The 23766-nt window shown below is 43.3% G+C and carries 25 protein-coding genes and 2 pseudogenes; 10 read left to right on the top strand and 17 right to left on the bottom strand.

Going from position 1 to position 23766, the window contains the following annotated elements:
• Positions 1 to 18: 18 nt before the first annotated feature.
• The 8 genes and pseudogenes from MKP07_RS14980 to MKP07_RS14945 form a co-directional block, all read right to left on the bottom strand.
• Entirely contained in the window at positions 19 to 1629 is a 1611-nt protein-coding gene (locus tag MKP07_RS14980) for a SusC/RagA family TonB-linked outer membrane protein (RefSeq protein WP_240847914.1), read from the bottom strand.
• A gap of 32 nt (positions 1630 to 1661) precedes the next feature.
• On the bottom strand, positions 1662 to 3083 hold the full coding sequence (locus MKP07_RS14975; RefSeq protein ID WP_240847913.1) for a TonB-dependent receptor plug domain-containing protein: 1422 nt from the start codon (positions 3081 to 3083) through the stop codon (positions 1662 to 1664).
• Between the two features lie 8 nt (positions 3084 to 3091).
• Positions 3092 to 3376, bottom strand: a complete 285-nt coding sequence (locus MKP07_RS14970; protein ID WP_240847912.1) for a hypothetical protein — start codon at positions 3374 to 3376, stop codon at positions 3092 to 3094.
• Between the two features lie 292 nt (positions 3377 to 3668).
• Entirely contained in the window at positions 3669 to 4850 is a 1182-nt protein-coding gene (locus tag MKP07_RS14965; protein WP_240847911.1) for a FecR family protein, read from the bottom strand.
• Between the two features lie 26 nt (positions 4851 to 4876).
• Positions 4877 to 5362, bottom strand: coding sequence for a sigma-70 family RNA polymerase sigma factor (locus MKP07_RS14960; protein WP_240847910.1), 486 nt, complete (start codon positions 5360 to 5362; stop codon positions 4877 to 4879).
• Between the two features lie 404 nt (positions 5363 to 5766).
• Positions 5767 to 6914 (bottom strand): annotated as a pseudogene (uxuA, locus tag MKP07_RS14955) (mannonate dehydratase).
• 217 nt (positions 6915 to 7131) lie between these two features.
• Positions 7132 to 7572 carry a hypothetical protein gene (locus MKP07_RS14950; RefSeq protein ID WP_240847909.1) on the bottom strand — a complete coding sequence of 147 codons (441 nt, stop codon included), beginning with the start codon at positions 7570 to 7572 and terminating at the stop codon, positions 7132 to 7134.
• A 131-nt stretch (positions 7573 to 7703) separates the two neighbouring features.
• Positions 7704 to 8621, bottom strand: a complete 918-nt coding sequence (locus MKP07_RS14945) for a DUF6600 domain-containing protein (protein WP_240847908.1) — start codon at positions 8619 to 8621, stop codon at positions 7704 to 7706.
• A gap of 244 nt (positions 8622 to 8865) precedes the next feature.
• Between MKP07_RS14945 and MKP07_RS14940 the strand changes: the two genes are divergently transcribed.
• The 3 genes from MKP07_RS14940 (at position 8866) to MKP07_RS14930 (ending at position 10253) form a co-directional block, all read left to right on the top strand.
• Complete coding sequence (locus MKP07_RS14940) at positions 8866 to 9462, top strand: J domain-containing protein (RefSeq protein WP_240847907.1); 597 nt, start codon at positions 8866 to 8868, stop codon at positions 9460 to 9462.
• Between the two features lie 102 nt (positions 9463 to 9564).
• Positions 9565 to 9738 (top strand): hypothetical protein, encoded by a 174-nt coding sequence (locus MKP07_RS14935; protein ID WP_240847906.1) that lies wholly within the window; start codon positions 9565 to 9567, stop codon positions 9736 to 9738.
• A gap of 62 nt (positions 9739 to 9800) precedes the next feature.
• Positions 9801 to 10253 (top strand): rhomboid family intramembrane serine protease, encoded by a 453-nt coding sequence (locus MKP07_RS14930; protein WP_240847905.1) that lies wholly within the window; start codon positions 9801 to 9803, stop codon positions 10251 to 10253.
• Between the two features lie 53 nt (positions 10254 to 10306).
• On the opposite strand, the gene MKP07_RS14925 is transcribed toward MKP07_RS14930, so the two are convergent.
• Positions 10307 to 10939, bottom strand: a complete 633-nt coding sequence (locus tag MKP07_RS14925) for an START domain-containing protein (RefSeq protein ID WP_240847904.1) — start codon at positions 10937 to 10939, stop codon at positions 10307 to 10309.
• A 206-nt stretch (positions 10940 to 11145) separates the two neighbouring features.
• Between MKP07_RS14925 and MKP07_RS14920 the strand changes: the two genes are divergently transcribed.
• From MKP07_RS14920 to mqo, 7 genes and pseudogenes are all read left to right on the top strand, one after another.
• Entirely contained in the window at positions 11146 to 12720 is a 1575-nt protein-coding gene (locus MKP07_RS14920; RefSeq protein ID WP_240847903.1) for a M1 family metallopeptidase, read from the top strand.
• 80 nt (positions 12721 to 12800) lie between these two features.
• Entirely contained in the window at positions 12801 to 13586 is a 786-nt protein-coding gene (locus MKP07_RS14915; protein ID WP_240847902.1) for an SDR family oxidoreductase, read from the top strand.
• A 128-nt stretch (positions 13587 to 13714) separates the two neighbouring features.
• A complete protein-coding gene (locus tag MKP07_RS14910; protein WP_240847901.1) occupies positions 13715 to 14002 on the top strand; it encodes an ATP-binding cassette domain-containing protein in 288 nt (95 codons plus the stop codon).
• Between the two features lie 74 nt (positions 14003 to 14076).
• The gene (locus MKP07_RS14905) at positions 14077 to 14589 is read left to right on the top strand and encodes an ATP-binding cassette domain-containing protein (RefSeq protein ID WP_240847900.1); all 513 of its coding nucleotides are present in this window, start codon (positions 14077 to 14079) and stop codon (positions 14587 to 14589) included.
• Positions 14590 to 14623: 34 nt separating this feature from the next.
• The gene (locus MKP07_RS14900) at positions 14624 to 15448 is read left to right on the top strand and encodes an ATP-binding cassette domain-containing protein (RefSeq protein WP_240847899.1); all 825 of its coding nucleotides are present in this window, start codon (positions 14624 to 14626) and stop codon (positions 15446 to 15448) included.
• Positions 15424 to 15603 (top strand): ABC transporter C-terminal domain-containing protein, encoded by a 180-nt coding sequence (locus MKP07_RS14895; RefSeq protein ID WP_240847898.1) that lies wholly within the window; start codon positions 15424 to 15426, stop codon positions 15601 to 15603. Before MKP07_RS14900 ends, MKP07_RS14895 begins: the two co-directional genes overlap by 25 nt.
• Positions 15604 to 15860: 257 nt before the next feature.
• Positions 15861 to 17344: pseudogene (gene mqo / locus MKP07_RS42555) on the top strand (malate dehydrogenase (quinone)).
• Between the two features lie 23 nt (positions 17345 to 17367).
• Here mqo and MKP07_RS38620 read toward each other — a convergent pair.
• The 8 genes from MKP07_RS38620 to MKP07_RS38605 all read right to left on the bottom strand — a co-directional run bounded on the left by MKP07_RS38620 (position 17368) and on the right by MKP07_RS38605 (position 23492).
• Complete coding sequence (locus MKP07_RS38620; RefSeq protein ID WP_317235825.1) at positions 17368 to 17532, bottom strand: DUF2459 domain-containing protein; 165 nt, start codon at positions 17530 to 17532, stop codon at positions 17368 to 17370.
• On the bottom strand, positions 17525 to 18049 hold the full coding sequence (locus tag MKP07_RS38615; RefSeq protein ID WP_262919313.1) for a DUF2459 domain-containing protein: 525 nt from the start codon (positions 18047 to 18049) through the stop codon (positions 17525 to 17527). The genes MKP07_RS38620 and MKP07_RS38615 overlap by 8 nt, the downstream gene beginning before the upstream one ends.
• Positions 18050 to 18365: 316 nt before the next feature.
• A complete protein-coding gene (locus MKP07_RS14875) occupies positions 18366 to 18932 on the bottom strand; it encodes a thioredoxin family protein (RefSeq protein ID WP_240847896.1) in 567 nt (188 codons plus the stop codon).
• A gap of 71 nt (positions 18933 to 19003) precedes the next feature.
• A complete protein-coding gene (locus MKP07_RS14870) occupies positions 19004 to 19729 on the bottom strand; it encodes a phytanoyl-CoA dioxygenase family protein (protein WP_240847895.1) in 726 nt (241 codons plus the stop codon).
• Positions 19730 to 19824: 95 nt separating this feature from the next.
• Complete coding sequence (locus MKP07_RS14865; RefSeq protein WP_240847894.1) at positions 19825 to 20823, bottom strand: helix-hairpin-helix domain-containing protein; 999 nt, start codon at positions 20821 to 20823, stop codon at positions 19825 to 19827.
• Positions 20816 to 22615, bottom strand: a complete 1800-nt coding sequence (locus MKP07_RS14860; RefSeq protein WP_240850846.1) for a DNA polymerase III subunit alpha — start codon at positions 22613 to 22615, stop codon at positions 20816 to 20818. Before MKP07_RS14860 ends, MKP07_RS14865 begins: the two co-directional genes overlap by 8 nt.
• On the bottom strand, positions 22507 to 23289 hold the full coding sequence (locus tag MKP07_RS41185; protein WP_317235824.1) for a PHP domain-containing protein: 783 nt from the start codon (positions 23287 to 23289) through the stop codon (positions 22507 to 22509). Before MKP07_RS41185 ends, MKP07_RS14860 begins: the two co-directional genes overlap by 109 nt.
• Positions 23265 to 23492, bottom strand: a complete 228-nt coding sequence (locus MKP07_RS38605; RefSeq protein ID WP_262919311.1) for a PHP domain-containing protein — start codon at positions 23490 to 23492, stop codon at positions 23265 to 23267. The genes MKP07_RS41185 and MKP07_RS38605 overlap by 25 nt, the downstream gene beginning before the upstream one ends.
• Positions 23493 to 23766: the final 274 nt, after the last annotated feature.

Here is a 23766-nt window from a genome sequence, read left to right as displayed (position 1 = left end):
AATGTCTCTTTTTGTTAATTAGAAAATGGCTTGCAGGGTTATACTGATATTGCGCGCAAATGGATAATCAATTCCGCGCTCCACTCTTACTGAAGACCACCGGGCCAGGTCATTTGCGGTGATCCCCAACCGAAGTCCGGTAAGTGAAAGCCTGGAAACCAACCGGGGCTCAACATCATAGGTCAGATTAAGTGATGAAAAATTAATCAGATTGTCGGGCATCACGAACCGGGAGGAAACGCGGGTTGTTCCCAGATCTGCTATGTTTTTGTAAAATGCAATATCTCCCGGCTGCTGCCATTTTTGCTCCAGCACACGCCTGTCTACATTATAGCGGGGATCAGCGTTTTCCACGCGATCTACCAGGGTTTGATTATACATATCCCCTCCAAACCTTGTTTGGAAGAAAGCCACCACCATCAATTGTTTGTATCGCAGTGTAGTACCAAAAGATCCTTCCAGCTTTGGCGTATTCTCTCCCACCACTGTTATATCCCTGGCATCCCATTCGTAGGTAAGCGAGCCGTCTCTCTTCACAAAAACCTCCTTCCCGTTTTCCGGATCAATGCCTAATGAAGGCACGGCATAAATAGCATATATCGATTGCCCTTCATTATAACGCAATAGCGGAACGGCTTTCAGGTCCTCTCCCTGCTGTGCCTCATCTGCCCGCTGATTATAGCTTTTTAAGGAGTTAGAGATCTTTACGATCTTATTGGTATTGCGTGCAAAATTGCCCATAAGACCAACAGTCCAGTTTTTATCCTGTACCAGGTTTGTCCGCAGGTTTACCTCAAATCCATTGTTTTCCATGTCTCCCAGGTTATCCTTATAGGTAGAGAACCCAGTAGAAGGTGCGATACTGATATCAGTTAGTATATCCCGGGTAAGTTTCCGGTAAATTCTTGCAGAGAGGAAGATCCGGTCCCTGAACAATCCAAGATCCAGTCCCCAATCCATATTACTTGTCTTTTGCCAGGACAGGCCGCTATTCCCGTAAGTGTTTACATAAGCTCCTAGACCTGAAGAATACCAATTATTCTGATCGTAGGAATAAGTGGTTTGTGCCATGAAGGGAGCAAACTGAACCGAACCGGTAAGGCCCGTTGTAAAGCGTAAACGGAGCTGGCTCACTTGCGGTACATTGAACCAGTCTTCCTTATCTATATTCCAGCCTACACCAAAAGATCCAAAAGGAGCTGTGCGGTTATTAGCTCCGAATAAAGAAGACCCATCTATTCGTACTGTACCATCTAACAGGTAACGGTTTTTAAAAGAATAGTTTACGCTCGAAAAAACACCCAACAATCGCGACTCCGATAAGCTGCTGCTAGGTTTTGCATTTTCAGCATACCCTTTCGCGAATCCAATACTGGTAAAGCGGTCATTAGGAAATCCAATTGCTGTAAAAAAGCGTGCATCCGAACGGTCGGTACGGATGTTAGAACCCGCAACCAGATTGATAACATGCCCGCCGGTTTGTTTGATCCAGTTAAGCCGCAAATTACCATCCCAGGTAGTTACATCGTTTCCACTACTGGTATAGCTCCCTCTTTCATCGGCTCTGGCCGCTTCATAGAAATAAAACTCATTAGCCAGTGGCGATACAAAGCGGTCACCGGTGCTCATTCGCTTCAACATGCTGATCTGCCCGCGCAGTTTCAGGTTTTTATAATTTCAAATTCGGCAGCAAAATTGTTCAGTATCTCATTGTATTTGCTTTTATCAAAGCTGCTCAACGTAGCGTTATACATAGGGTTTAATACGTAGTCATATATATACGTACCGCTGGCCGAACGCCTCGTCCATATATCTACATTCTGGATAGTATTCCCGTTCTCATCTGTTTTAGGGTAATAGGGGTTCATTGTTACATAAGAGGTAAAGCTGCCATAAGGAGACTCCCTGCCTTCTACAGATGTAATGGATAATTCATTCTGAAATCTTATCTTATTATTGAGATTATAACTGAAGAACATTCCTCCCGAATACTGATCCCTGCCCGAGCCCTTCATCACGCCCGGCCGGGTTTGATACCGCAGGTCCGCACCATAACGAAAAGTGTTAGACCCTCCTTCAAGCGACAAACCATGCTTCTGTCCGACAGCTGTTCTCAGTGGCTGGGAAAGCCAGTAAGTATTTACCCCACCCACTACATTTTTATACCGGTGATAATACAATTCATCCAGCTCATCCTGCGTAATGGTATTCACAGTTCCAGCGGTATAAACACCTGCTTTCTTCTCATACTCCAGCTTTTCAGCAGCGTTGAGCACATCATAACCGGTAAGATCGGGCGCCATTACATTTGTTTCGTGCTGGTAAGAAAACTGAAGCTTGCCCTCCTTGGGTAATTTAGTCACAATTACCAATACTCCATTAGCGGCCCGCGACCCGTAAATTGCAGTAGCGGCTGCATCTTTCAATAAGGTAACTGAAGCAACCCTGTTCAGATCAAGGTCAAATATTTTTTGTACGTTCACTTCATAGCCATCCAGAATAAAAGCAGGCATATTGGTCATACCAGTGATATTATCCCGCCTCAAAATATCATTACTACCGGTAGGCAAGGCAGAAGTACCCCGTACATTAATGGTTGGGAGACTATTAGGATTGGATCCTGCAAAATTATTATCAAGCAGCCGGAAGGAAGGATCAAGAACCTGTATTGCCTGAAACAGGTTTTGTGTACTTACTCTTTTCAGCTCCTCACCGGTTATGGCCACTGCTGTACCGGTAAACGTATTTTTGTTTAAGGTTTGATAGCCGTTACTAATAACTTTCACCTCTTCCTGGGCAGCTATTTTAATATAGACAACTATATCTCCAAGATCTCTTTTACGGCCCACCTTTACCTCCTTAGGCTCAATATTAACGCCAGTTACTATTAATACAGCGCTTTCATCAATATCTGTAAGCACAAACCGTCCGTCACTATTGCTCACCGTTCCCTTGCCCGGATTGCCTTTTACCTGAACGGATACACCCCCAATAGCTACGCCATCCTCCCCTATAATGCGACCGGTAACGTCTATACCCAAAGACAAAGCACTCAAAGCCGAACCAGGTACTGATCTTATCACTGCGGGTTTTATAATGATAACGCCGTTGACAACAGTATAAGTAACGCGTTCGTTGCCGAGACTGGCCTGCAACGCTTCCTGTACCGGTACATTTTTACATTGATGTTCAGTTTACTACTCTTATCAAATAAACTGGCATCATAAAAGAGGCCATACCCTGTTTGCTTTTGAATCATCTTCAAAGCCTGCTCTATCGATATTCCACGCTCTCTAAGCGTAACAGACTGGGTATAGCCTTCAGCCGCAGAACAGGATAAAATCGCAGCCAGTAGTACAATTGCTGAAAATTTCATTTTTAAAACAGTTTTTTTGCTGACCCCGTACCCTCGCGAAACTGCCTGTTTGTACAACACGCCCATGTTAAGGCTGTTAAAGGAGGACATTATAAAATGCCACCAACAATTTTTCCCACGACATGCTAAGCGCACAGTTTGTGGTTTAGGTTCGGGCCTCGCTCCTTCAGGGCAGGAGGAATTCATTAAATGCATAGCTTTGCATAGTTTGGTTAAATAATAAGAGATTCGACAGAGTTCTTATGTACACTAAACATCATCCGCTTCGGGGTCCAGCCGGAGCGGTTTTTTATTAAGGCGCTACAATTAGCTTTTTGCCTTCTATTTTGAATGATACATTTGATTCTTCTAAAACAGCCAGTACCTGTTTCAGGCTTAGGCTTCTTGACAGTTCCCCGTTGAACAAACGTTTATCATCTGATTTATTATAAACAATCTCCAGGTCGTACCATACAGCCAACTGGCCGAGTACAGATGAAAGATTGTCATCCTTGAAACTAAAGAAACCATCCTTCCATGCCACCTGCTGTGCTACATCAGTACCTGTAAGCTGAATTTCTTCTTTGCTTACAACCGCCTGCTGGCCGGGCTTCAGCATTTTAAATTTCCCGTTCTGCGACTGTAACGAATCTGCTGAAATTTTTACTGATCCTTCCAGCAGGGTTACTCTGGCCTGCTGCTGATAGGCAGCCACATTGAAACGGGTGCCTAACACTTCTATATTTACTACTCCTTTCTTGGATACGATAAAAGGTCTTCTCTTATCATGAGCAATATCGAAATATGCTTCGCCGCTCATAGAGACTTTGCGGGAGGATTCGTTAAATACAACAGGATAAGTGATGCTGGAACCCGCATTTAACCAAACTATGGAGCCATCCGTAAGTTTAACGTGTAGTACCTGACTACCTTTAGGGTTCGACAAGGTACTGAGCATGGTGCCGGCAGCGGCAGCTTGTTTATCTATTGTATACTCCAGCTGCCCATCCTCATTTTTTTGCAAAACTCCACCTGGTACATGAAGGGCTTGTCCCTCCCCGATACTGTCTACATAAAACGTATTACCATTACCCATGGTAATTACTGCCCTGTTGAGAACGGGGGCAGGTATATCCGCGACAATATTGGCCGCCGGCTTCGCGGATGGTTGCACTAAGGCAATATACCCTGCAATAGCCATTACAAAAACAGCAGCAGCAGCCCAGTATATTCTTTTACTCCAAAACCGTGAGCCAGTCTTTACCTTGCGATCATTTGCCTTGAATACACGCTTCATAATGCGTTCCTGCATATCTACAGGCATCACACTACTATCCATACCTTCCAGGGTATATTCATGCTGCATGATGTCTAAAAGTTCATCATCAGTAGCCGTTTCATTGATCCAGGTAAAAAGTTCGCCCTTTTCCTCTTCGGAAATTAATTGACGTCCCCATTTGTGGATCAAACTTTTATAATAAGATAAATGCTTCATAGTTCTGGTATTATATCCAGTTACTATTAAAGACAAACAAATATTGCCGGAGAACTAGTGCATCCTAAAAAAATAAAAAAATGTATCGCAACGGATACCAGTAAGGAGGTGAGGCTCTTTTTCAGTGTACGCATAGCCTGGATAATGTGATTTCGTACCGTATTTTTGGAGATCTGCATAATTGATGCGATATCCTCGTGTTTAAGATTAGCCTGCCGGCTCAGGTAAAAGGCTACTTTTTGCTGATGAGGTAACTTTTCAATGGTTGCGGAAAGCTTTTCCTTTGTCTCGGTCAGCGTTAAATTCTCCGTCGCATTATTTATTTCGTGTCGCTGGCCTTCCCTGCCTAAAATAGCCAGGATATCCGATTCTTTCGCCCGGCGACGGATTAAATTGATTAATTGATTTTTAGAAAGCGTTACCAGGTAAGCATCCAGATTTTCTATCGAAGTTAGCTGCTCTTTACTTGACCACAGTTTTAAGAATACATCCTGGATAATGTCTTCTACCACTTCGGGGATTGTGAAAACCTTAGTAAGAAACTATAGAGACGGTCCTTTTTTGTAGAAACAAATGGCTAAAGGCCTCTTCATCTCCCTGACTACTTTTATCTAATAATATTTTCTCGCTGTATGAAATCATCAACTCCTCATGTAAAAATCATAGTCAAAGTTATGTAATATTTTAACAATTTTTAAATATTAATATTTTAAATAATAAATAAAAACACACGAGAATACAGTTAAATCCATACAATTATGTGAGCGAAGCCAGGCTTTCCACCTACTATTAAGCTAAAAATCAGAGAAACGAGCATTATATCGCACACCCGGCTTACATTAACTAAAATCCAATATATGGTAATTAAAAATGCCAGCGGTCAATCGCTGGCATTTTGTATATTATCTTCGACGGCTTATAATTGTAATTGTTGGATAGCGGCTTCTACTCCTCTTATTTCTGCAAGGCCCTTTAACCTTCCGATTGCTGAATAGCCCGGGTAAGTTTTCTTCTGCAGGTCATCCAGCATCTGGTGGCCATGATCGGGGCGCATAGGAATACGGCGCTGCTGGTCTTTTTGCAGCTGACTTACATATTGAATAATGGAAACAATATTACCATTCCCTTCCAGGTGATTGGCCTCGAAAAAATTGCCCTCTTCGTCCCTGTCAGTGCTACGCAAATGCAGGAAATAAACCCTGTCTCCAAATCTTTTGATCATATCCAGCAAATCATTGTCCTTGCGGGCGCTATAGGACCCTGTACAAAAACAAAGCCCTGCATTTTTAGAGGGTACATTATTGATTAATGCTTCGATATGCGACGCGGTGCTCATTACACGGGGCAGCCCCAATATAGGATATGGAGGATCATCGGGGTGTATCGCCAGTTGCACACCTGCTTCTTCTGCCGTTGGTGTAATTGCATTTAAGAATGAAAAAGATTTTGTTGTAGCTGTTCGGCAGTTATGTTGCCATATTCATCCAGCAGATCCAATACCTGCTCCGTAGTGAATAAACCATCGGAGCCCGGTAGCCCCATTAAGCAGGAGGTTTTAAGCGTATCAATTTCACTGATACTGAGGTTATCAAAAAACTCCTTGGCTTTTCTTAAATCGTTCTCGTTATAGTCGTCTTCCGCTCCGGAGCGCTTTAAAATATATACATCAAAAGCTATAAACTCTTTCCATCCAAATCTTAAACATAAAGCACCGGTTTCAGTAGGATAATCAAGATTGGTTCTTACCCAATCCAGTACCGGCATAAAATTATAAGTAACCACTTTTATACCATTGGCTGCAAGATTTTTTAAACTCTCTTTATAGTTCTCTATCCACTCGGTATAATTCCCACTGCCCTTTTTAATATCCTCGTGCACCGGCAGGCTTTCCACTACTTCCCAGGTTAATCCTGCGGCTTCAATAGTTTCTTTTCTTTTAATAATTTCTTCGGGAGTCCATATAGCTCCAACAGGAATATGGTGTAAAGCAGTGACGATCCCGGTAGCGCCAGACTGGCGTATATCACTTAACGAAACAGCATCGTTATCACCATACCATCGCATGGTTTGTATCATTGAATAGCTCATAAGGTGCTAAAATAGACTAAAAGCACAGCATTTGTGGAAAGTCTATATTTCAATCGATGTAAAACCATCAACGCAAATCAGCCCACTCTAAGCCACAATCGTTTACTACACCATCCCAAAACAAAAACAGCCCCGGAAAACCGGAGCTGTTTTGCAAACTTTAAATATATAAAAAACTAAACCTCACCCATTTTTATCGGCCTCTTCCACGGCTTTCTCCACCACCACGGCTGCTTCTTTCACCGCCGCTGCTCATTGAGCGGGAAGGGCTGGAACTGCGGCTTTCAAAACTTCTGCTTGGAGCCTGGCGTTCTACTCTGGGAGCTGACTCCTGTCTTTGCACCTGTACTTCCCTGCTCCTGCTCTCCATTTGCCTTTGTTGTACTGACCTCTGCTGAGACTCCATTCTGGCCTGACTTTCACGCTGAGCACTCGCTTCACGTTGTTGTCTCATCTCTGACGAACGCTGCTGTTGTGCTGCTTCATTACGTTGTCTCATCTCATTGGAGCGTTGTTGCTGCGCAGCCTCACTACGTTGCCTCATTTCTGCTGAACGATCTATAGACGATCTGTTCTCCTGTGAACGTTGCATCTGTGGCTGGCGATCCCTGGCTTCATTATTTCTTTGTATCATTTGCTCGTTACGCTGGCTATTCCTGTCTGCATCATTTCCAAACCTGCGGGAGGATTCCTGCCTGGTAGCAGCCTCGCGATTTTCAGTGTTTCTGTCAGTTCTTACAGCATCCTCCCGGCGGGGAGCTGAGTTTACCCTGTAATCTCTTGAGTCATTATCTCTCTGGGTGTTGCGAACATCGGCTGTCCTTCCCCGCTTCTGTCAGTCCCCCTGCTGGCAACACTGTTCCTGTCATAACGTTGTACATCACGCGGAGCATAGGTTGAACGGTTGTCACTTCTGCTAACACTTGGACGGTAAACGGAAACGGCATTTCTTGAAACGGTAGCTCTGCCGGGTCTTTCTGAGTTACGAACCGTTACCGCATTAATACGACCGGTATACCTTTCCACATCTCCTCTGCGGGGTCCATTGGTGTAATAAGTATTTCTGCCACCTCTGTAGTTCCCCCCGCCGCGCGGACCATAATTATAATTATTAATGATGGTAGTGCGGTTAAAGATGGTTACGTTATTACGATAAGGATAAAAATAGCGACCTATGTGTATCGAGGTCATATAACGGCAGGGTGCAAAAGTCCAGTAATCATACGGAGGATTGTAACCGCCGAACCCAATATTGATGCTGATTCCCGGACGGATAGGCGCCCAACCATAATAGTCGCCACCACCACGCCAGCTCACCCAGGCCGGAGACCACTCATAACCCGGTACCCAAAGCCATCCATAGTAAGGATCCTGGAACCAGCGGCCATAATGGAAAGGCGCCCACCCCCAATCATACCCTGAGTTCCACATCCAGTCGTTATCGGCCGTATAGGCCCAGGATCCATTGGAAGAGTAAGGGCGGAAATCAGATCCCACACGCGGCCTCCAGGTATACCCGTACTCCGGATAGTCGATCCATTCTCCGTAGGGGCTCAATTCATCGTAGAAAGTTTGAAAATTGATACTCACCCCTCCCCTCGGCTGCGCATCAACAGGTTTAGACAGCAGCATTGCAAAAGCAAGCATCAGTCCAATACCTAAAGAGTTGATAAATCGTTTCATTTTATTGTAATTTTTTTTAATAATTGCAGAAGTTGCGCTTCTGTTTATATGACGTGGAATCATCAATTAAGTTGTATGCAGGCTGCCAAAATTGATAGCCGTTATGGTTTTATGATTTATTTTACATTTTTTAATAAGTGATAACAGAAAATGTATTCAGATGTATCCGCAGCACAGGAACAGAAAAATGAACCTAACCTATACCTGCCTGTTATTTAAATAATTAACATATTTTGCCGCATCAATGGCTATTGATTATTATCAGATACTACAAATTCCCCAGTCAGCCGACCTGGCTGAAATAAAATCGGCGTACCGCAGGTTGGCGCATCAATACCATCCTGATAAAAACCCCGAAAATCAATCAGCATTAGCCTATTTTGAATTAATTAAGGAAGCCTATGAAACGCTTTCCAATCCGGGTAAAAAAGATCAATACCTGCAGGAGCGATGGTTGAGTAAAGCCAACGGTCAATTATTTGAACAGCCGGTAAGAACGCCCGAAGACCTGTTGAAGCTGGTATTATCGGCCAGTGACAAAATACACCGCATGGATATTTACCGCATGAATAAAATCGGCATTAAAGAAGAACTGGACCTGCTACTAACCGAGGAAAGAGTTAACCTGCTGAATGATTTTAATGAACCGGGCATTAATGACGCCATCGTAAAAGAACTGCTGCAGTTGACGATGGCCATACCAACTACCGCGCAGAGCGACTATCTTAAAAAGCTGCAAACCATTCAAAGTAATTATATCGAAATACTTCAGCAAAAAGAGGAAGAATTGGCGGGAAAAGTTTTTGGGAAACCTGGAAGCCCGCATTTATTATTTTACTAGTGGTAATGCTGTGTATTTTAATCTGGGGAACCTCGCTAAGACGTTAGACGGCAGGTTTTTTGATAGGCTTTAATACAACAACTTCATAAAAATTCAACGCTTATGATTCCTATTGGAGATGACAATTCAGGACGGGTGCTTACTCCTTACATCAACTATCTTTTAATAGCTATTAATATAGTTGTATTTGTTTTTGCCCAGGGCCTGGGCACAACGAAGCTTTCCTGGCAAGCTACGCTGCCGTACCGGAAGAGATTTTATCCAACCGCGATATAGTAGGTGGCGGCCTGAGGGCTACTCCTATACCCATTTACGGCACTATTATTACATCTATGTTTATGCACGGTGGCTTCGGGCATATTATAGGCAATATGCTCTACCTGCTGATATTCGGCGATAACCTGGAAAATGTAATGGGCCACAGAAAATACCTTATTTTTTACCTTTTATGCGGCATCCTCGCAACCGTTGCGCATGTAGCCATTTCAGCTTATTCCAATACCGGTCTGTATACGCCCTGTGTAGGAGCGTCAGGAGCTATTGCCGGGGTGTTGGGAGGCTACCTATTATTATTTCCCAAGAATAAGATCCGCATATTTTTCATCCCCTTTGTTTTCAGGGTTAACGCTTTTATTGCATTGGGATTGTGGATTGCTCTCCAATTAATTGAAGGATGGGGCGCCATGGGCCGCGAAGGCAGCGGCGTAGCTTATGCAGCGCATGTGGGCGGCTTTGCGGCAGGTCTCATCCTGGTAAGCCTCTTCGTAAATAAACAACCGGCTAGGAGATAAGCTTTATCGCTACCTCCTGCCGGTTCAGTTGACTCCACCAATACTATTTTTAATCAGGAAGGTTGCTCCAGCAGCTTCCTGAACTCGGTAATTGTTTTGAAAAGATTATCGTGGATAATGGGATCTGACACCCAGCGTGGCACACTGGCACTTTTGTCCGTCACAATCTGGTAGGTAATTTTCGCGTTCCCATCCTTTGCTTTTTCAACCATCCATTTTCCTTTGGTGCCGGTTATGCGTGTTACATTCTTTAACACCGGGAACTTTTCGGTATAGATGCCTTCGAAATAAATATTGCAAACAGGATTGTTTAAATCGCTTTTGTTAAAGGAATACTTCAGGCTACAGTCCTGATCATCCATAGGCCAGGGAATTTTATACCTTACATAAGTTAGCCAAACGGCATCGTTGCTGGTATAGGCAATTTTATAATTCCTGGCATTGGTGTTCCATCTCGGCCCTTTAGATGGATTCTTCAACAACGCTACCACTGCTTCTGCTGATGCTGCTTTTACCATAAAATCGGCTTTCAACTCCCTTACCGTATTGCCGTTATGTTTTACCCATCTTTCGTAAAGAGCAATATTCTGCCCCGCCTTTACCAATTCAAAATCCCCGGCCTCGCAAAAATGTGCTGATAACAGACTAAACACCAATAAAGTAAAATTTTGAATTATTGTTTTCATGATTTTTATTTTTTGTTTTAAATGGTGCGACGATCGCTGCATAAATGAAATACAGTCAAGTAGACTTATACCCCTATATCAGCGCTCGTATTTTTCTTTTTTTAGCTTTTTTACAAAACCCTTAACGGCAGACAGCTGTTTGCATTAGGCTGTTGCTAATGTCGCAGCTTTCGATTTTCTCCTTATCTTTCAAAAAATTATTATGTATGGTGAGATTATTATCCCTATCCCTTTTGCTAACTTTAACAACTACCATTTTTGCGCAGAACGGTTACTGGCAACAGCACCTGGATTATAAAATTGACGTGGCACTGGACGACAAAAGCAATGCGCTGAAAGGCAATGTCACTATCGTGTATAAAAACAACTCTCCCGAGTCACTGGATTTCATCTGGTTTCACATCTGGCCCAATGCTTATAAAAATGATAGCACCGCGTTATTTCAGCAGCTTAAGAATGATCCAACCTCTGAAGAAGATTTGACCAAAGTCACCCGTGGAGAAATTGATGGTTTGAATTTTAAAGTAGACGGGAAAGTGGCCAAAACAGCACCACATAGCAATCCCAATTATATAGATATCATAAAAGTAGTATTGCCGAAAGCACTGAAGCCCGGCGAATCCACCACCATTTCTACTGATTTCCTGGTAAAACTCCCCTCCTATTTCTCACGGTCTGGTTATGCCGATGGACAATACATGGCTACCCAGTGGTATCCTAAACCCGCTGTATTCGACAAAAACGGCTGGCACGAGTTTCCTTACCTAAGCATGGGAGAATACTACAGTGAATATGCTAATTACAAGGTAAATATTACGCTTCCCGGCGAATACGTTGTAGGCGCGAGTGGTGTGTTACAAAATAAAGATGAGCTAAACCAATATAAAACCATTGGTTCTAAAAATACCGCCAACCGTACCGGTACACCCGAATTGTATAAAGGAAAAGCGGGCAATAAAACATTGACTTATCATGCAGAAAATGTACCCGACTTTGCCTGGTTCGCTGAAAAAGGGGTGGTGATACAATACGACACCCTGAAGTTGCGTTCGGGTAAAATTGTAGATGCGTTTACTTACTACAAAAACAAACCTAATACGATCTGGAATAACAGCATCGATTATGCCAAAGACGGCACCCGGTATTACAGCGAGAAAATAGGTGAATATGACTATCCTACGGTTCAGGTTTTTGAAGGGCCTAAAAACAACTCAAGCGGTGGTATGGAATACCCGATGATCACGATTATTACGGTACCCGATGCAAGCAAAGAGTACCTGGATGGTGTAATCGCCCATGAAATTGGTCATAACTGGTTTATGAGCATGCTGGGAAGCAATGAGCGCCTGCATACCTGGCAGGACGAGGGCTTAAACACTTATTACCAGTTTAGGTATGAGGCAGAAAAATACAGGTATAATTCTATTTTCCGTGACCAGATGCCTCCACAGATGAAACAATTACCACTGGACGAATTTCAGAAAACCGCTTACAGGGCCCTTTCATCCATACCAATGGAGGCGGAGATGGACCAACCTGCAGCTGATTTTAAAACATCGGAGGAGTATGGACTCATTTCCTATATAAAGGCTTCGATCTGGTTATATGAACTGGAGCAGATGTTTGGCCGCGATAAAATAGATGCAGCCTTCCAGGAATATTTCAGAACCTGGAAGCATAAACATCCGCAGCCGGAAGACATGAAAGCTGCTTTTGAAAAATCGCTGGGCATTAACCTCGACGATTTCTTTGCAGAGCTGAAAAAGAAAGGAAGCCTGTAAATGTAAAAAGGGAAACAAAAAGACGCATTGAATAATTCAGTCATCATTTCCTATTCTACAGTCAATATTTTAAATTTCTCATGATCATTTCACTCAAAAATAAAACAGCCCTGGTTGGTGGCGCCAGCCAGGGCCTTGGTTATGCGATAGCCTGGCAATTAGCCGCCAGTGGAGCAACGGTTACCCTAATGGCGCGTAATGAAGAAAAACTTCGCACCCTTATAGCCAGGCTTCCTGCTGCTGAAGGACAACAGCACGGGTACCTGGTAGTAGATTTTGCCGACCTTACTAACTATAAGCAAATTATTGAGGCCTATTTCAGTAATCACACCGTGGACATTCTTATAAACAATACCAATGGTCCCAAAGCAGGTACGGTGCTTGAAAAGACAGGGGCAGATTACCAGGCAGCCTTTGATCTTTTATTTCAAACCGTACAACACACTACAGCATTGGCGGTGAAACACATGAAGGAACAGGGTTTTGGGCGGATCATTAACCTGACTTCAAGAACAACCAAAGAACCGGTAGATAGCCTGGCTTTATCCAATACCATCAGGGCTGCAGTAGTGGCATGGGGTAAAACGCTTTCGCGCGATCTGGGGAAACACCATATCACGGTTAACAATATCCTCACCGGGAACTTCGACACAGAAAGGCTAACAGAACTTTTTGAGGCACAGGCCGAAGCCACAAACGCAACTACCCAGGCAATTAAAGAAAAAGCTATTACTGATATTCCTCTGCAAAGATTGGGAACCGCGGCAGAATTAGCCAATGTAATCACATTTCTGGCTTCAGAACAGGCCGCTTATGTTACCGGCACCAGCATTCCAGTAGATGGCGGACTTCTAAAGTCTATATAATCACTTTGTATACAGCAATAGTTACTGTACTTAAATCCGTGCAATAGGGGTAGATTTACGACACCCTGCTGATGACCAATCAGACATTCTGCTGAAAATAGCGCAGTAACTGTGCATCTTACTTACTTTTGCGCCATGCATTATGTTTCTGCGGAAGGTTTAGAAAAAGTTATGGCATACAGCCCCTGTTCTCTGATATTTCTTTTCATATAGAAGAAGGCGATAAGATAGCCCTGGTAGCACGCAATGGTACAGGTAAATCCACCTTATTAAAAATTCTCGCTGGTAAAGAAACGCCCGACAAAGGCAAACTATGGATCAGCAAAGATGTAGATGTAGTATTATTTGAGCAGGAACCCGACCTGGATCTGGAAAAAACGATCTCTGACAACGTTTTTTTCATGACAATCCGATAATTACCGCAATTAAAGATTACGAATCGGCCAGTGAAGCCGAAGATGTAGATAAAATAGCTGACGCGCTTGGACGCATGGATGAACTGAATGCCTGGGATTTCGATTCCAAAGTAAAGCAGATATTCGGCAAGCTAAAAATACACCACCTGGACGCGGTGGTAAAAAACCTGAGCGGCGGACAGAAAAAGCGGGTTGCTCTCGCCAAAACCCTTATTGATATTGGCTTTGAGCATAAGCACGTGTTGCTGATCATGGATGAGCCTACCAACCACCTGGATGTGGAAATGGTAGAATGGCTGGAGCATTTTTTAAATAAAGAAAAAGTAACCTTACTACTGGTAACCCACGACCGCTATTTTTTAGATGCTGTGAGTGAAGAGATATGGGAAATGGAGGGTAGCAACCTTTACGTTCACAAAGGCGATTACGAAAACTACCTGGAGAAAAAGCCGCACGTATCGAAAATGACCTCGCGAGCATCGACAAAGCTAAAAACCTCTACCGGCGCGAGCTGGAGTGGATGCGTAAACAACCCAAAGCCCGCACCACCAAGTCGAAAAGCCGCCAGGACAGTTTCAACGACGTAGAAAAAAAGCTAAACAGCAGGTAACCAATGAGCAGGTGGAACTGCAGATGAAGATGAACCGCCTGGGAGGTAAAGTAGTAGAACTGAAAAAGCTATACAAAGCTTACGGAGACAAAAAAATACTGGAAGGCTTTGATTATACCTTTAGCAAAGGTGAGCGGGTGGGTGTCATTGGCAAGAACGGAGCAGGTAAATCTACCTTTTTAAATATTTTACAAGGCTTGCAGGAGCCTGACAGCGGAAAGGTTAATATCGGCGATACGATCATATTCGGCAATTACTCACAGCAGGGATTACAGGTTAAAACCGATATGCGGGTGATCGAGTTCGTAAAAGATATTGCAGAACACTTTCCGTTGGCTAAGGGTGGAACACTGAGCGCTGCCCAGTTCCTCGAATTGTTTCTTTTCAATCCTGATAAACAATACACTTACATCAGCAAGCTAAGCGGGGGCGAAAAACGCAGGCTACACCTGCTTTCTATCCTGTTTCGCAATCCCAACTTCCTGATCCTGGATGAGCCGACCAACGACCTGGATCTGCCTACACTAGGTGTACTGGAAAACTTCTTAATGGAATACCCGGGCTGTTTGCTGATCGTAAGCCACGACCGTTATTTTATGGATCGCCTGGTAGATCATTTGCTGGTATTTGAAGGTGAAGGGGTCATCAGCGATTTCCCTGGCAACTACACACAATATCGCCTGCAGGAAGATAAAAAGAAGATGGCAGGCGAAAGTGCACAGTTGACAGTAAAGCCAACAGTTGCGCCTCAGCAAGCAACTCCTGTTGAAAAGAAAAAGTTTCTTTTAAAGAAAAACGTGAGTTTGAGTTATTGCAGAAAGAAATGGAAGATCTGACCAAAGAAAAGGAAAAGATCACCACTCAACTAAATGACGCAAACCTTCCTTACGAAGAACTACAGCAGCTATCTAACCGTATCGGCGAAATATCGGGTCTTTTGGATGAAAAAGAAATGCGCTGGTTGGAGTTGAGTGAAATGATTGAGGATTAGCGCAAAGTCTCCCAATCCATATAATATTAATTTAATATTAACATTTCTAATCATTTTCTAATTCTGTGTCAGTTTTTCGTCAAAAACCGCTTTAGATTTTAATTTAATCCAGTATTCCTTTAGGTATGCTGGACAATTCGTATTATTTTCGCGCCGCATTTCGCAAAAAACGATGCGTGTTATAATTCTTTATAGTACCGCAGCGTTTCTGGTTTGCCAAGCGGCAGCCGTCCGATAACTTAAAACACGAAATACGGATGAAAGAAACAATTGAAACGGATGTAGCCCTTATTGGCGGTGGAATCATGAGCGCTACTTTAGGTATGTTAATCAACCAGCTGGCACCGGACAAATCGATCCATATTTTTGAAAGATTGAAAGATGTTGCAGAAGAAGCCTCTGATGCCTGGAATAACGCCGGCACCGGACACGCAGCTTTATGTGAGCTTAATTATACACCTGAGGACGCTAAAGGAGTAGTACATACGGACAAAGCCCGCTCTATTATGGAGCAGTTTGAAGTGTCCAAACAGTTTTGGGCTTACTTAATTGAACAGGAAAGGCTGGCCAATCCAAAAGATTTTATCCGCTCTACCCCACACATGAGTTTTGTCCGCGGCGATAAAGATGTAACCTATTTGAAGAAAAGGTTCAAAGCATTGCAAAAAAGCATCTTATTTAAGGAGATGCAATACGCCGAAGATCCTAATATAATACAACAATGGGCCCCACTCGTTACCGACGGCAGGGACAACACTGAAAAAATTGCGGCTACCTATTCTACATTAGGTACCGACGTAAATTTCGGCGCTATTACGGGAGCATTAGTGAATTCATTGCAAAAGACGGGTAAGGCTGAATTGCACCTACATCACGAAGTAAAAAAGCTAAAGCAGCAAAAAGATAGTCGCTGGCTGATCAAAGTTAAAGACCTGAGTTCGGGTAAAAAATATAATGTACTGGCAAAATTCGTGTTCATCGGTGCAGGTGGAGGCTCATTAGAATTACTACAGAAATCGGATATACCGGAAGGTAAAAATATGGTGGCTTCCCCGTAGGCGGCCAGTGGCTGGTATGTAAGAATCCGGCGATCAGTGCAAAACATAGCGCCAAAGTATACGGCCAGGCCGAAGTAGGCGCTCCCCCAATGAGTGTCCCTCACCTCGACGCGCGTATCATTGATGGTGAAAAAGCGATCCTGTTTGGTCCTTTTGCCACTTTTTCCACCAAATTCCTGAAAGAAGGTTCTTACTGGGATCTTTTCGGAACCGTGAAATACTGGAATATTTTCCCGCTCATCAAAGTGGGTATCAAAAATATCGACCTGGAAAAATACCTGATCAGGCAGTTAAGTTTATCCTTTGACGACAGGATGAGTGTATTGAAACAATTTTATCCTGAAGCTCAAAATGCAGACTGGAAGCTGCAGGAAGCCGGTCAAAGGGTGCAGGTGATTCAAAACGATCCCGAAAACGGTCCTACCCTGCAGTTTGGAACAGAGATTGTTACTTCAGCAGATGGAACTATATCGGCTTTATTAGGCGCCTCTCCCGGCGCTTCTACCGCGGTATCAATCATGTTGCGGTTATTGTATCAGTGCTTCCCCGATAGAGCGGGTGATAATGTTGATCGTTTAAAAACAATGATCCCCTCTTATGGTCAGCAGCTGGAAGATAACCCGGAATTACTGGCAAAAGTGAGAGAGCGTACCAGCCGCATATTAGAATTGAATACACAGTAACCATTACCGCTGTTGCGCACAACTTACCGGTAATGCCTGAAAATACCTTTATCAAGCAGCGTCCACAGCGCTGCTTTTTGATGGGCGGCTTTTAACGCATTATTGCTCCAGGTATTGCAGGTATAAAATAGGTTATAAGATCCTTTTGCTTCATAAAACGCATCCATATTCCCATACCCGTCATTCACACTTGGAATTGGGACGGTCTTCCCCCTTATTAAAGTCAAAGCTTTTCGTAATAAACGCTACCATGTCTTTATAATCTTCTTTACTGATATTAATGGCCACCGTGGTAGAATCGGGAACAATACTCTGATAAAAAGTGGCGTGAATGGCCGAACTGCTTAAACCCGTCATTGCCTTGAAGGCGGTTGAAAATTTCAGGTCAGCCCAGGTGGGTGTTTGCAGGTAAAAACCTTTATCGCCCCAGCCAATGCCTACGTAGGAGTAAGTAGTGTCTTTAAGATCTGTATCCGCATAACTTATATAATTGGTCCAGTCAACCCACTCTGTTTTTACAGGCACTACAATATCGGTATGAACTCCATTCGACATGATGTAAATCGTCAGATCATTGGGTGATTGATAGTCCTTATTTTTATTAACCGGAATAAAAGGTATTAACAGCGCCGCCACTACATAGATGATCAACAATAAAACAATATATAATAACACCCTTCCTGTACGTTTTAATATTTTTTTCATTTTCTCAACCTTGCCTCGTAAATATAGGTTTAAAAATACGGCCAGAAGCATTACGCACAATAAACATATATGACACAGTAATACCACTATGCTCTACAGTTAAAATATTTAACCGTTAAGAAGAGGAGAAAAGAGGTATCGCAGAGTTGTTAGGTATAATAGGCACTCCATATTTAATTCACCAGAATTGAATTATACCTCAACGTATCCTTTACGCCCACCTTTCTTTGCGGTTAAAAAACTGCTACTAAATGCATTCCCAACATCAATTCCAAACTGGTGCGTGTACGTATTGCGGTAGCATGGGGCTGGTGAATTACTGTGTATTATACGCCGCCTTCAATAAAGCCACTACTTCTTTTTGGGTACTTAAAGATTTATCTGCGTTGTAATAGGTTTGAATAGCATTTTTAACCACTTCAAAATCGGCCTTTTGAGCAGCCAGTCCCAGGTACATTTCCTGCCCTTCTTTTGGTCTCGGTCCCCAATGAAACAGGTCGTTTCCCTTTTCATCTCTAACTATTAAAATAGGAATGGACTTTGAACCGTTGGTTAAATACTGATCAATTTCTGATCCGCTGTCCCGTAGCTGCAGCTCAAAGCTGATCTTGTTGTTTAATGAACTCATCAGGTACAATATGGGCACAATATGAGCTGCATCCCCACACCAGGGTTCGGTAATCACCACCCAATTTTGTGGTTGATCAATTGCTTTTATAACATCGGCCGTTTCCTCCGTAATAGGATTGGTTTTCACCCAACGCTTCATGCGGGTTTCATTCATCAGGGTGTAATGATGATAATCTGGATTATCGTAAGGTGGCGGTGGTGGATCAATAGTTAAAAGCTGATGGGTATAATCTACATATTCCTGCCAGTTCATTGTTTTTTCATGCAATAATAACAAGAGAGGATATCAAAAAGTTGAAGTTGTTTTTGTTGCCAATATAAGGATCAATCATCCAGGTTTATACGTTCTGACCATTGCAAGGTTTGCGGCAATTCTGTTGCTGAAAATTCAATATGCACTACCCTTCTTTTATTGTTATTGGTCGTTCGGCCGGAGCTATGTAATAATAGTGGCTTCATAATCATTACTCCTCCTTCAGGAACAGCACAACTAACTTCTCTTTCCGTAGTCCAGTCGATGGTTTCGGGCCGGTATACGCCTTTTAAGTGCGACCCTGGCACCACTTTTAGCGCACCGTTCTCTTCAGTGGTATTATCTAAATGAATACGGAGGGTGAAGTTGTTTTCCAATATAGATAATGGAGGCTGCACGGCAAATTGGTTCTGCTTTACCGTCCAGGGACCAAACCCAGGTATATCTGTTTTCCGATCAACCGAGATCGTCAGATCCTGGTGATAAGCAACAAACCAGTTAGAGCTTTCGGGCTTGTCAAAATAAATACTTTTGACAATAAAATAATGCGTTCCCAACAAATTACTGATCAGCGCCTTTAATCTACCATTCAGTAAAACAGGCAATACGTCCGGCAGCTCTTTCAAAAACTGCCGGATCGCGAAAAGATCATTCGATTGGCGAAAAGTATCTTTGGATGTATCGGCCTTGCCAATGATTTGCAATACGGCATCGACTTCTTCATTAGTATAAACGGATTCAATAACCGAAAAACCATGCTCTGCAATTTGAGCTTTATGAATTATAAGTTCATCCATAAATGATCGAAATTTTTATCGTTCCGCAAAACAGCTGAACAGGTAACTTCGCCCTACTCACCATTTCCTATTCACCATTCACTACTTGCCACTCCCTAATTACATTCCACCTTCACTTTCCAGTTCTCTTTATCATTTAAAAAGTTAATCAACTCGCTGTTCATTTCAAAGCCCTTCCCGTTGGTCAATAATTCTACTTCGATATTTTCTGTTTCATCTACTATTTTAAAATTCAAAGCCGAAGGTCCTTTATTGGATTTGAGATTCTGCTGCACAAAATCAATCATAGTCCCGGTAATATCTGTGGCAGGCAATTGCAAGGTTAGCTTCTTGGTCATATTTTTCTTTACACTTTCGGCCAGGCAAATAGAGGATATTTTAAAATCGAAATCACCATTAAACCTTTGTTTGAAAAAGCCGGTAATGTAAACTGTGGCGCCCAGCTGCAATATCGCTGAATGCTTCAGGTAATCTTCTGAAAAAAGTACCAGTTCCAGCTTACCGCTATAGTCTTCTATCACAAAACTTCCGAATTTATTACCACTCTTGGCCACACGATGCTGAGCATCACTCACCAGGGCCATTATTTTAAAAGTAGCGCTGGAGTTTACTTTTTCTTTATCCTCTTTAAATTCGTTTACATAACCAATCTTCGATATACCATAGTTCTCCATCTCAAAACGGTAATCGTCCAGCGGATGCCCACTTACAAAAATCCCCGTTACCTCTTTTTCATTATCCAGCTGCACCACTAAGGGCCAGGGTTCACACTCAGCTATTTTGGGCACCTGTATTTCCATCGACTCCGCCAGGTCACCAAACAAAGTGTTTGAACTGGTTTGTGACTGGGTTTGGCATACCTGACCATATTTAATGATCTTCTCCAGCCCGTTCATATTATCATTAGGCGGCGTAAAGAAGTACTGTGCCCTGTGGATGTCAGTAAAACAATCGAAAGCTCCGGCATAAGCCAGGCTCTCCATTGTTTTCTTATTTACAGTACGCTGATTCACCCGCTTTACCATGTCGAAAATGCTGGGGTACGCCCCGTTTTCACGTTCAGCAATGATACTCTCCACAGCTGCTTCACCCACACCTTTTAGTCCGCCCAGGCCAAAGCGGATCTCCCTTTTTATTTACGGCAAAGCCTTTCAACGATTCGTTGATATCAGGCCCCAATACTTCCAATGTCATGCGTTTACACTCTTCCATAAAGAAGGTGATCTTTTCGAGGGAACCGGCGTTATTTAAAACGGCCGCCATATATTCACTAGGATAATGTGCTTTTAAATATGCTGTCTGGTAAGCCACAAAGGCATAACAGGTAGAGTGCGACTTATTGAAGGCGTACTGGGCAAAGGCTTCCCAGTCGGTCCATATTTTCTCCAGCTTATCAGCAGGGTGTCCTTTCTGTACGGCCCCATCGATAAACTGCTTCTTCATTTTATCAAGAACTGCCTTTTGTTTCTTACCCATTGCCTTACGCAATACGTCCGCATCTCCCTTACTAAAACCTCCAATGCTCTGGCTTAGCAGCATCACCTGCTCCTGGTAAACCGTGATACCGTAGGTCTCCGCCAGGTATTCTGCCATTTCAGGGAGGTCATACGAGATTTCCTCCGCCCCGTGCTTCCGTTTGATGAAGTTAGGAATATACTGCAGCGGGCCCGGGCGATACAAGGCGTTCATCGCAATCAGATCCGCAAACTTATCGGGCTTCAGATCGCGTAAGTGCTTCTGCATACCCGGGCTTTCAAACTGGAACGTCGCGTTGGTTTCGCCTTTTTGATAGAGCTGGTAGGTCTTTTCATCATCCAGTGGTATGCTGTCAATATCTATCTCAATTCCATAATTTAATTTGATTAGCTGCAACGCATTCTTGATGATGGTAAGGGTTTTCAGCCCCAGGAAGTCCATCTTAATTACGCCGGCCTCTTCAATCACGCTACCCTCTATCTGGGTAACCCACAAATCGGAATCTTTCGCCGTACTTACCGGCAACAATTCGGTAAGATCTTTGGGCGCTATGATGATACCCGCAGCGTGTATACCAGTATTCCTCACCGATCCTTCCAGAATCTCCGCCTCATGCAATACTTTAGCCTGTAAATCGCTGCCGTTATATATCTCCCTTATTCTTCTTACACTATCCAGATCTTCAGAAGCCAGCCCTTCTTTCTCAGACAAAGACTTTTCTCCATCTTTAGCAGACATTGGGGCATGTAATACGCGCTTTAAAGAAATACCCGGCTTCTCCGGTATCAGCTTGGCTAAGGCATTGGAGTCTGATAATGGCAGATCCATCACACGCGCCACATCTTTGATACTCATTTTAGCCGCCATCGTACCGTAGGTAATGATTTGCGCTACCTGGCTTTTGCCGTATTTCTGTACTACATAGTCTATTACTTTCTGGCGTCCCTCATCATCGAAATCCGTATCAATATCCGGCATGGATTTACGATCAGGATTGAGAAAACGCTCAAAAAGCAGGTTGTATTTAATAGGATCAATATTGGTAATACCAATACAGTAAGCCACCACTGAACCGGCAGCAGAACCACGACCCGGCCCGATGAATACCCCGCTATCCCGGCCGGCTTTAATAAAGTCACTTACAATAAGGAAGTAACCGGCAAATCCCATGGTTTTGATGGTAAACAGCTCAAAATCGATCCGCTCTTTTACGTCACCTTCAAATGCCAATCCATAGCGCTCCCTTGCCCCTTCATAAGTAAGGTGTTTCAGAAACTCCCACTGGTTGAGGGAATCTGCGCTCATGGTATCGCCTTTCTCAGTTTTTTGGTCCTGCGTGTGCGTTTTATATTCCGGAGGAATAGGAAAATTAGGAAGTAAAATGCTGCGCTTAAGGTCCAGCAGCTCAATTTTATCAACAATAGCATTGGTATTATCAATTGCCTCAGGAATATCATGAAACAATGCGTCATTTCCTCCGTTGTTTTAAAATAAAACTGGTCGTTGGCAAATGCAAAACGGGATCCCTTACTATTGGCATCTTCATCACCAAAATCACCCTTAAACTTAGGTGTGGCCTGCTTTTCACCGGTATTAATACAAAGCAGGATATCATGCGCGTTCGCATCTTCCTGGTCAACATAATGCGAGTCGTTACTGGCGATAATGGGCACTTTATATTTTGCGGCAAACCGTATCAGCACTTCGTTTACCTTCTCCTGGTCGGGAATATCGTGTCGTTGCAGCTCCACATAGAAATCTTCTCCAAAAAGGTCTAGCCACCATTTAAATTCCTGCTCTGCTTCTGCCTCTCCTTTTCTCAATATCGCCTGCGGCACCGAAGCACCCAGGCAACAGGTGGTGGCAATCAGCCCTTCATGGTATTGAACAACCAATCCTTTATCGATACGCGGGTATTTACCATATAAACCTTCGATAAATCCCAGTGAAGTTAATTTGGTAAGATTGCGATACCCTTGTTCATTCTTGGCGAGTAAGATCTGGTGATACCGTTTATCTTTTTTGTCTTTGGTAAAAGTTTTCTCCAGGCGATTCTCTACTACATAAAATTCGCAGCCAACCACCGCTTCACTTTCGGCTTTCCATTTTCATCCAAATTTTTATAGGCTTCCGCTACAAACTGGAAAACGCCGAACATGTTTCCATGGTCACTGATTGCCAATGCCGGCATTCCGTCTTTGATAGCTTTTTTGTATAAGTTACCGATGGGAGCCGCACCATCGAGTAAAGAGTATTGTGTGTGAACGTGTAAATGCGAGAATTTCATCCGTGTATTTTTTGAACACTGTAATTATTACAGCTATCTTGTCAAAATGTGATGATCCGTAAGATAATTCGGGCCTTTCTGGCCTTCCCCGGATTCATCTTGCAATGTGCAATAAATTTCTTTTGCTACCCAAATTGTTTATGCACAATCGGCCCCGCAGAGCAACTACAATAACGCGGGTAGGTGAACAAAGTTGAGGTATTATTGTACCAGTCCAACCATTTTTATATCAACCCGGAAGCACATCATAAAGCATGTTCGCACGCTAAACAAT

Source organism: Paraniabella hibiscisoli (assembly GCF_022512515.1).
Classification (GTDB): domain Bacteria; phylum Bacteroidota; class Bacteroidia; order Chitinophagales; family Chitinophagaceae; genus Niabella; species Niabella hibiscisoli.
This window is presented reverse-complemented; position numbering and strand designations above follow the sequence as displayed.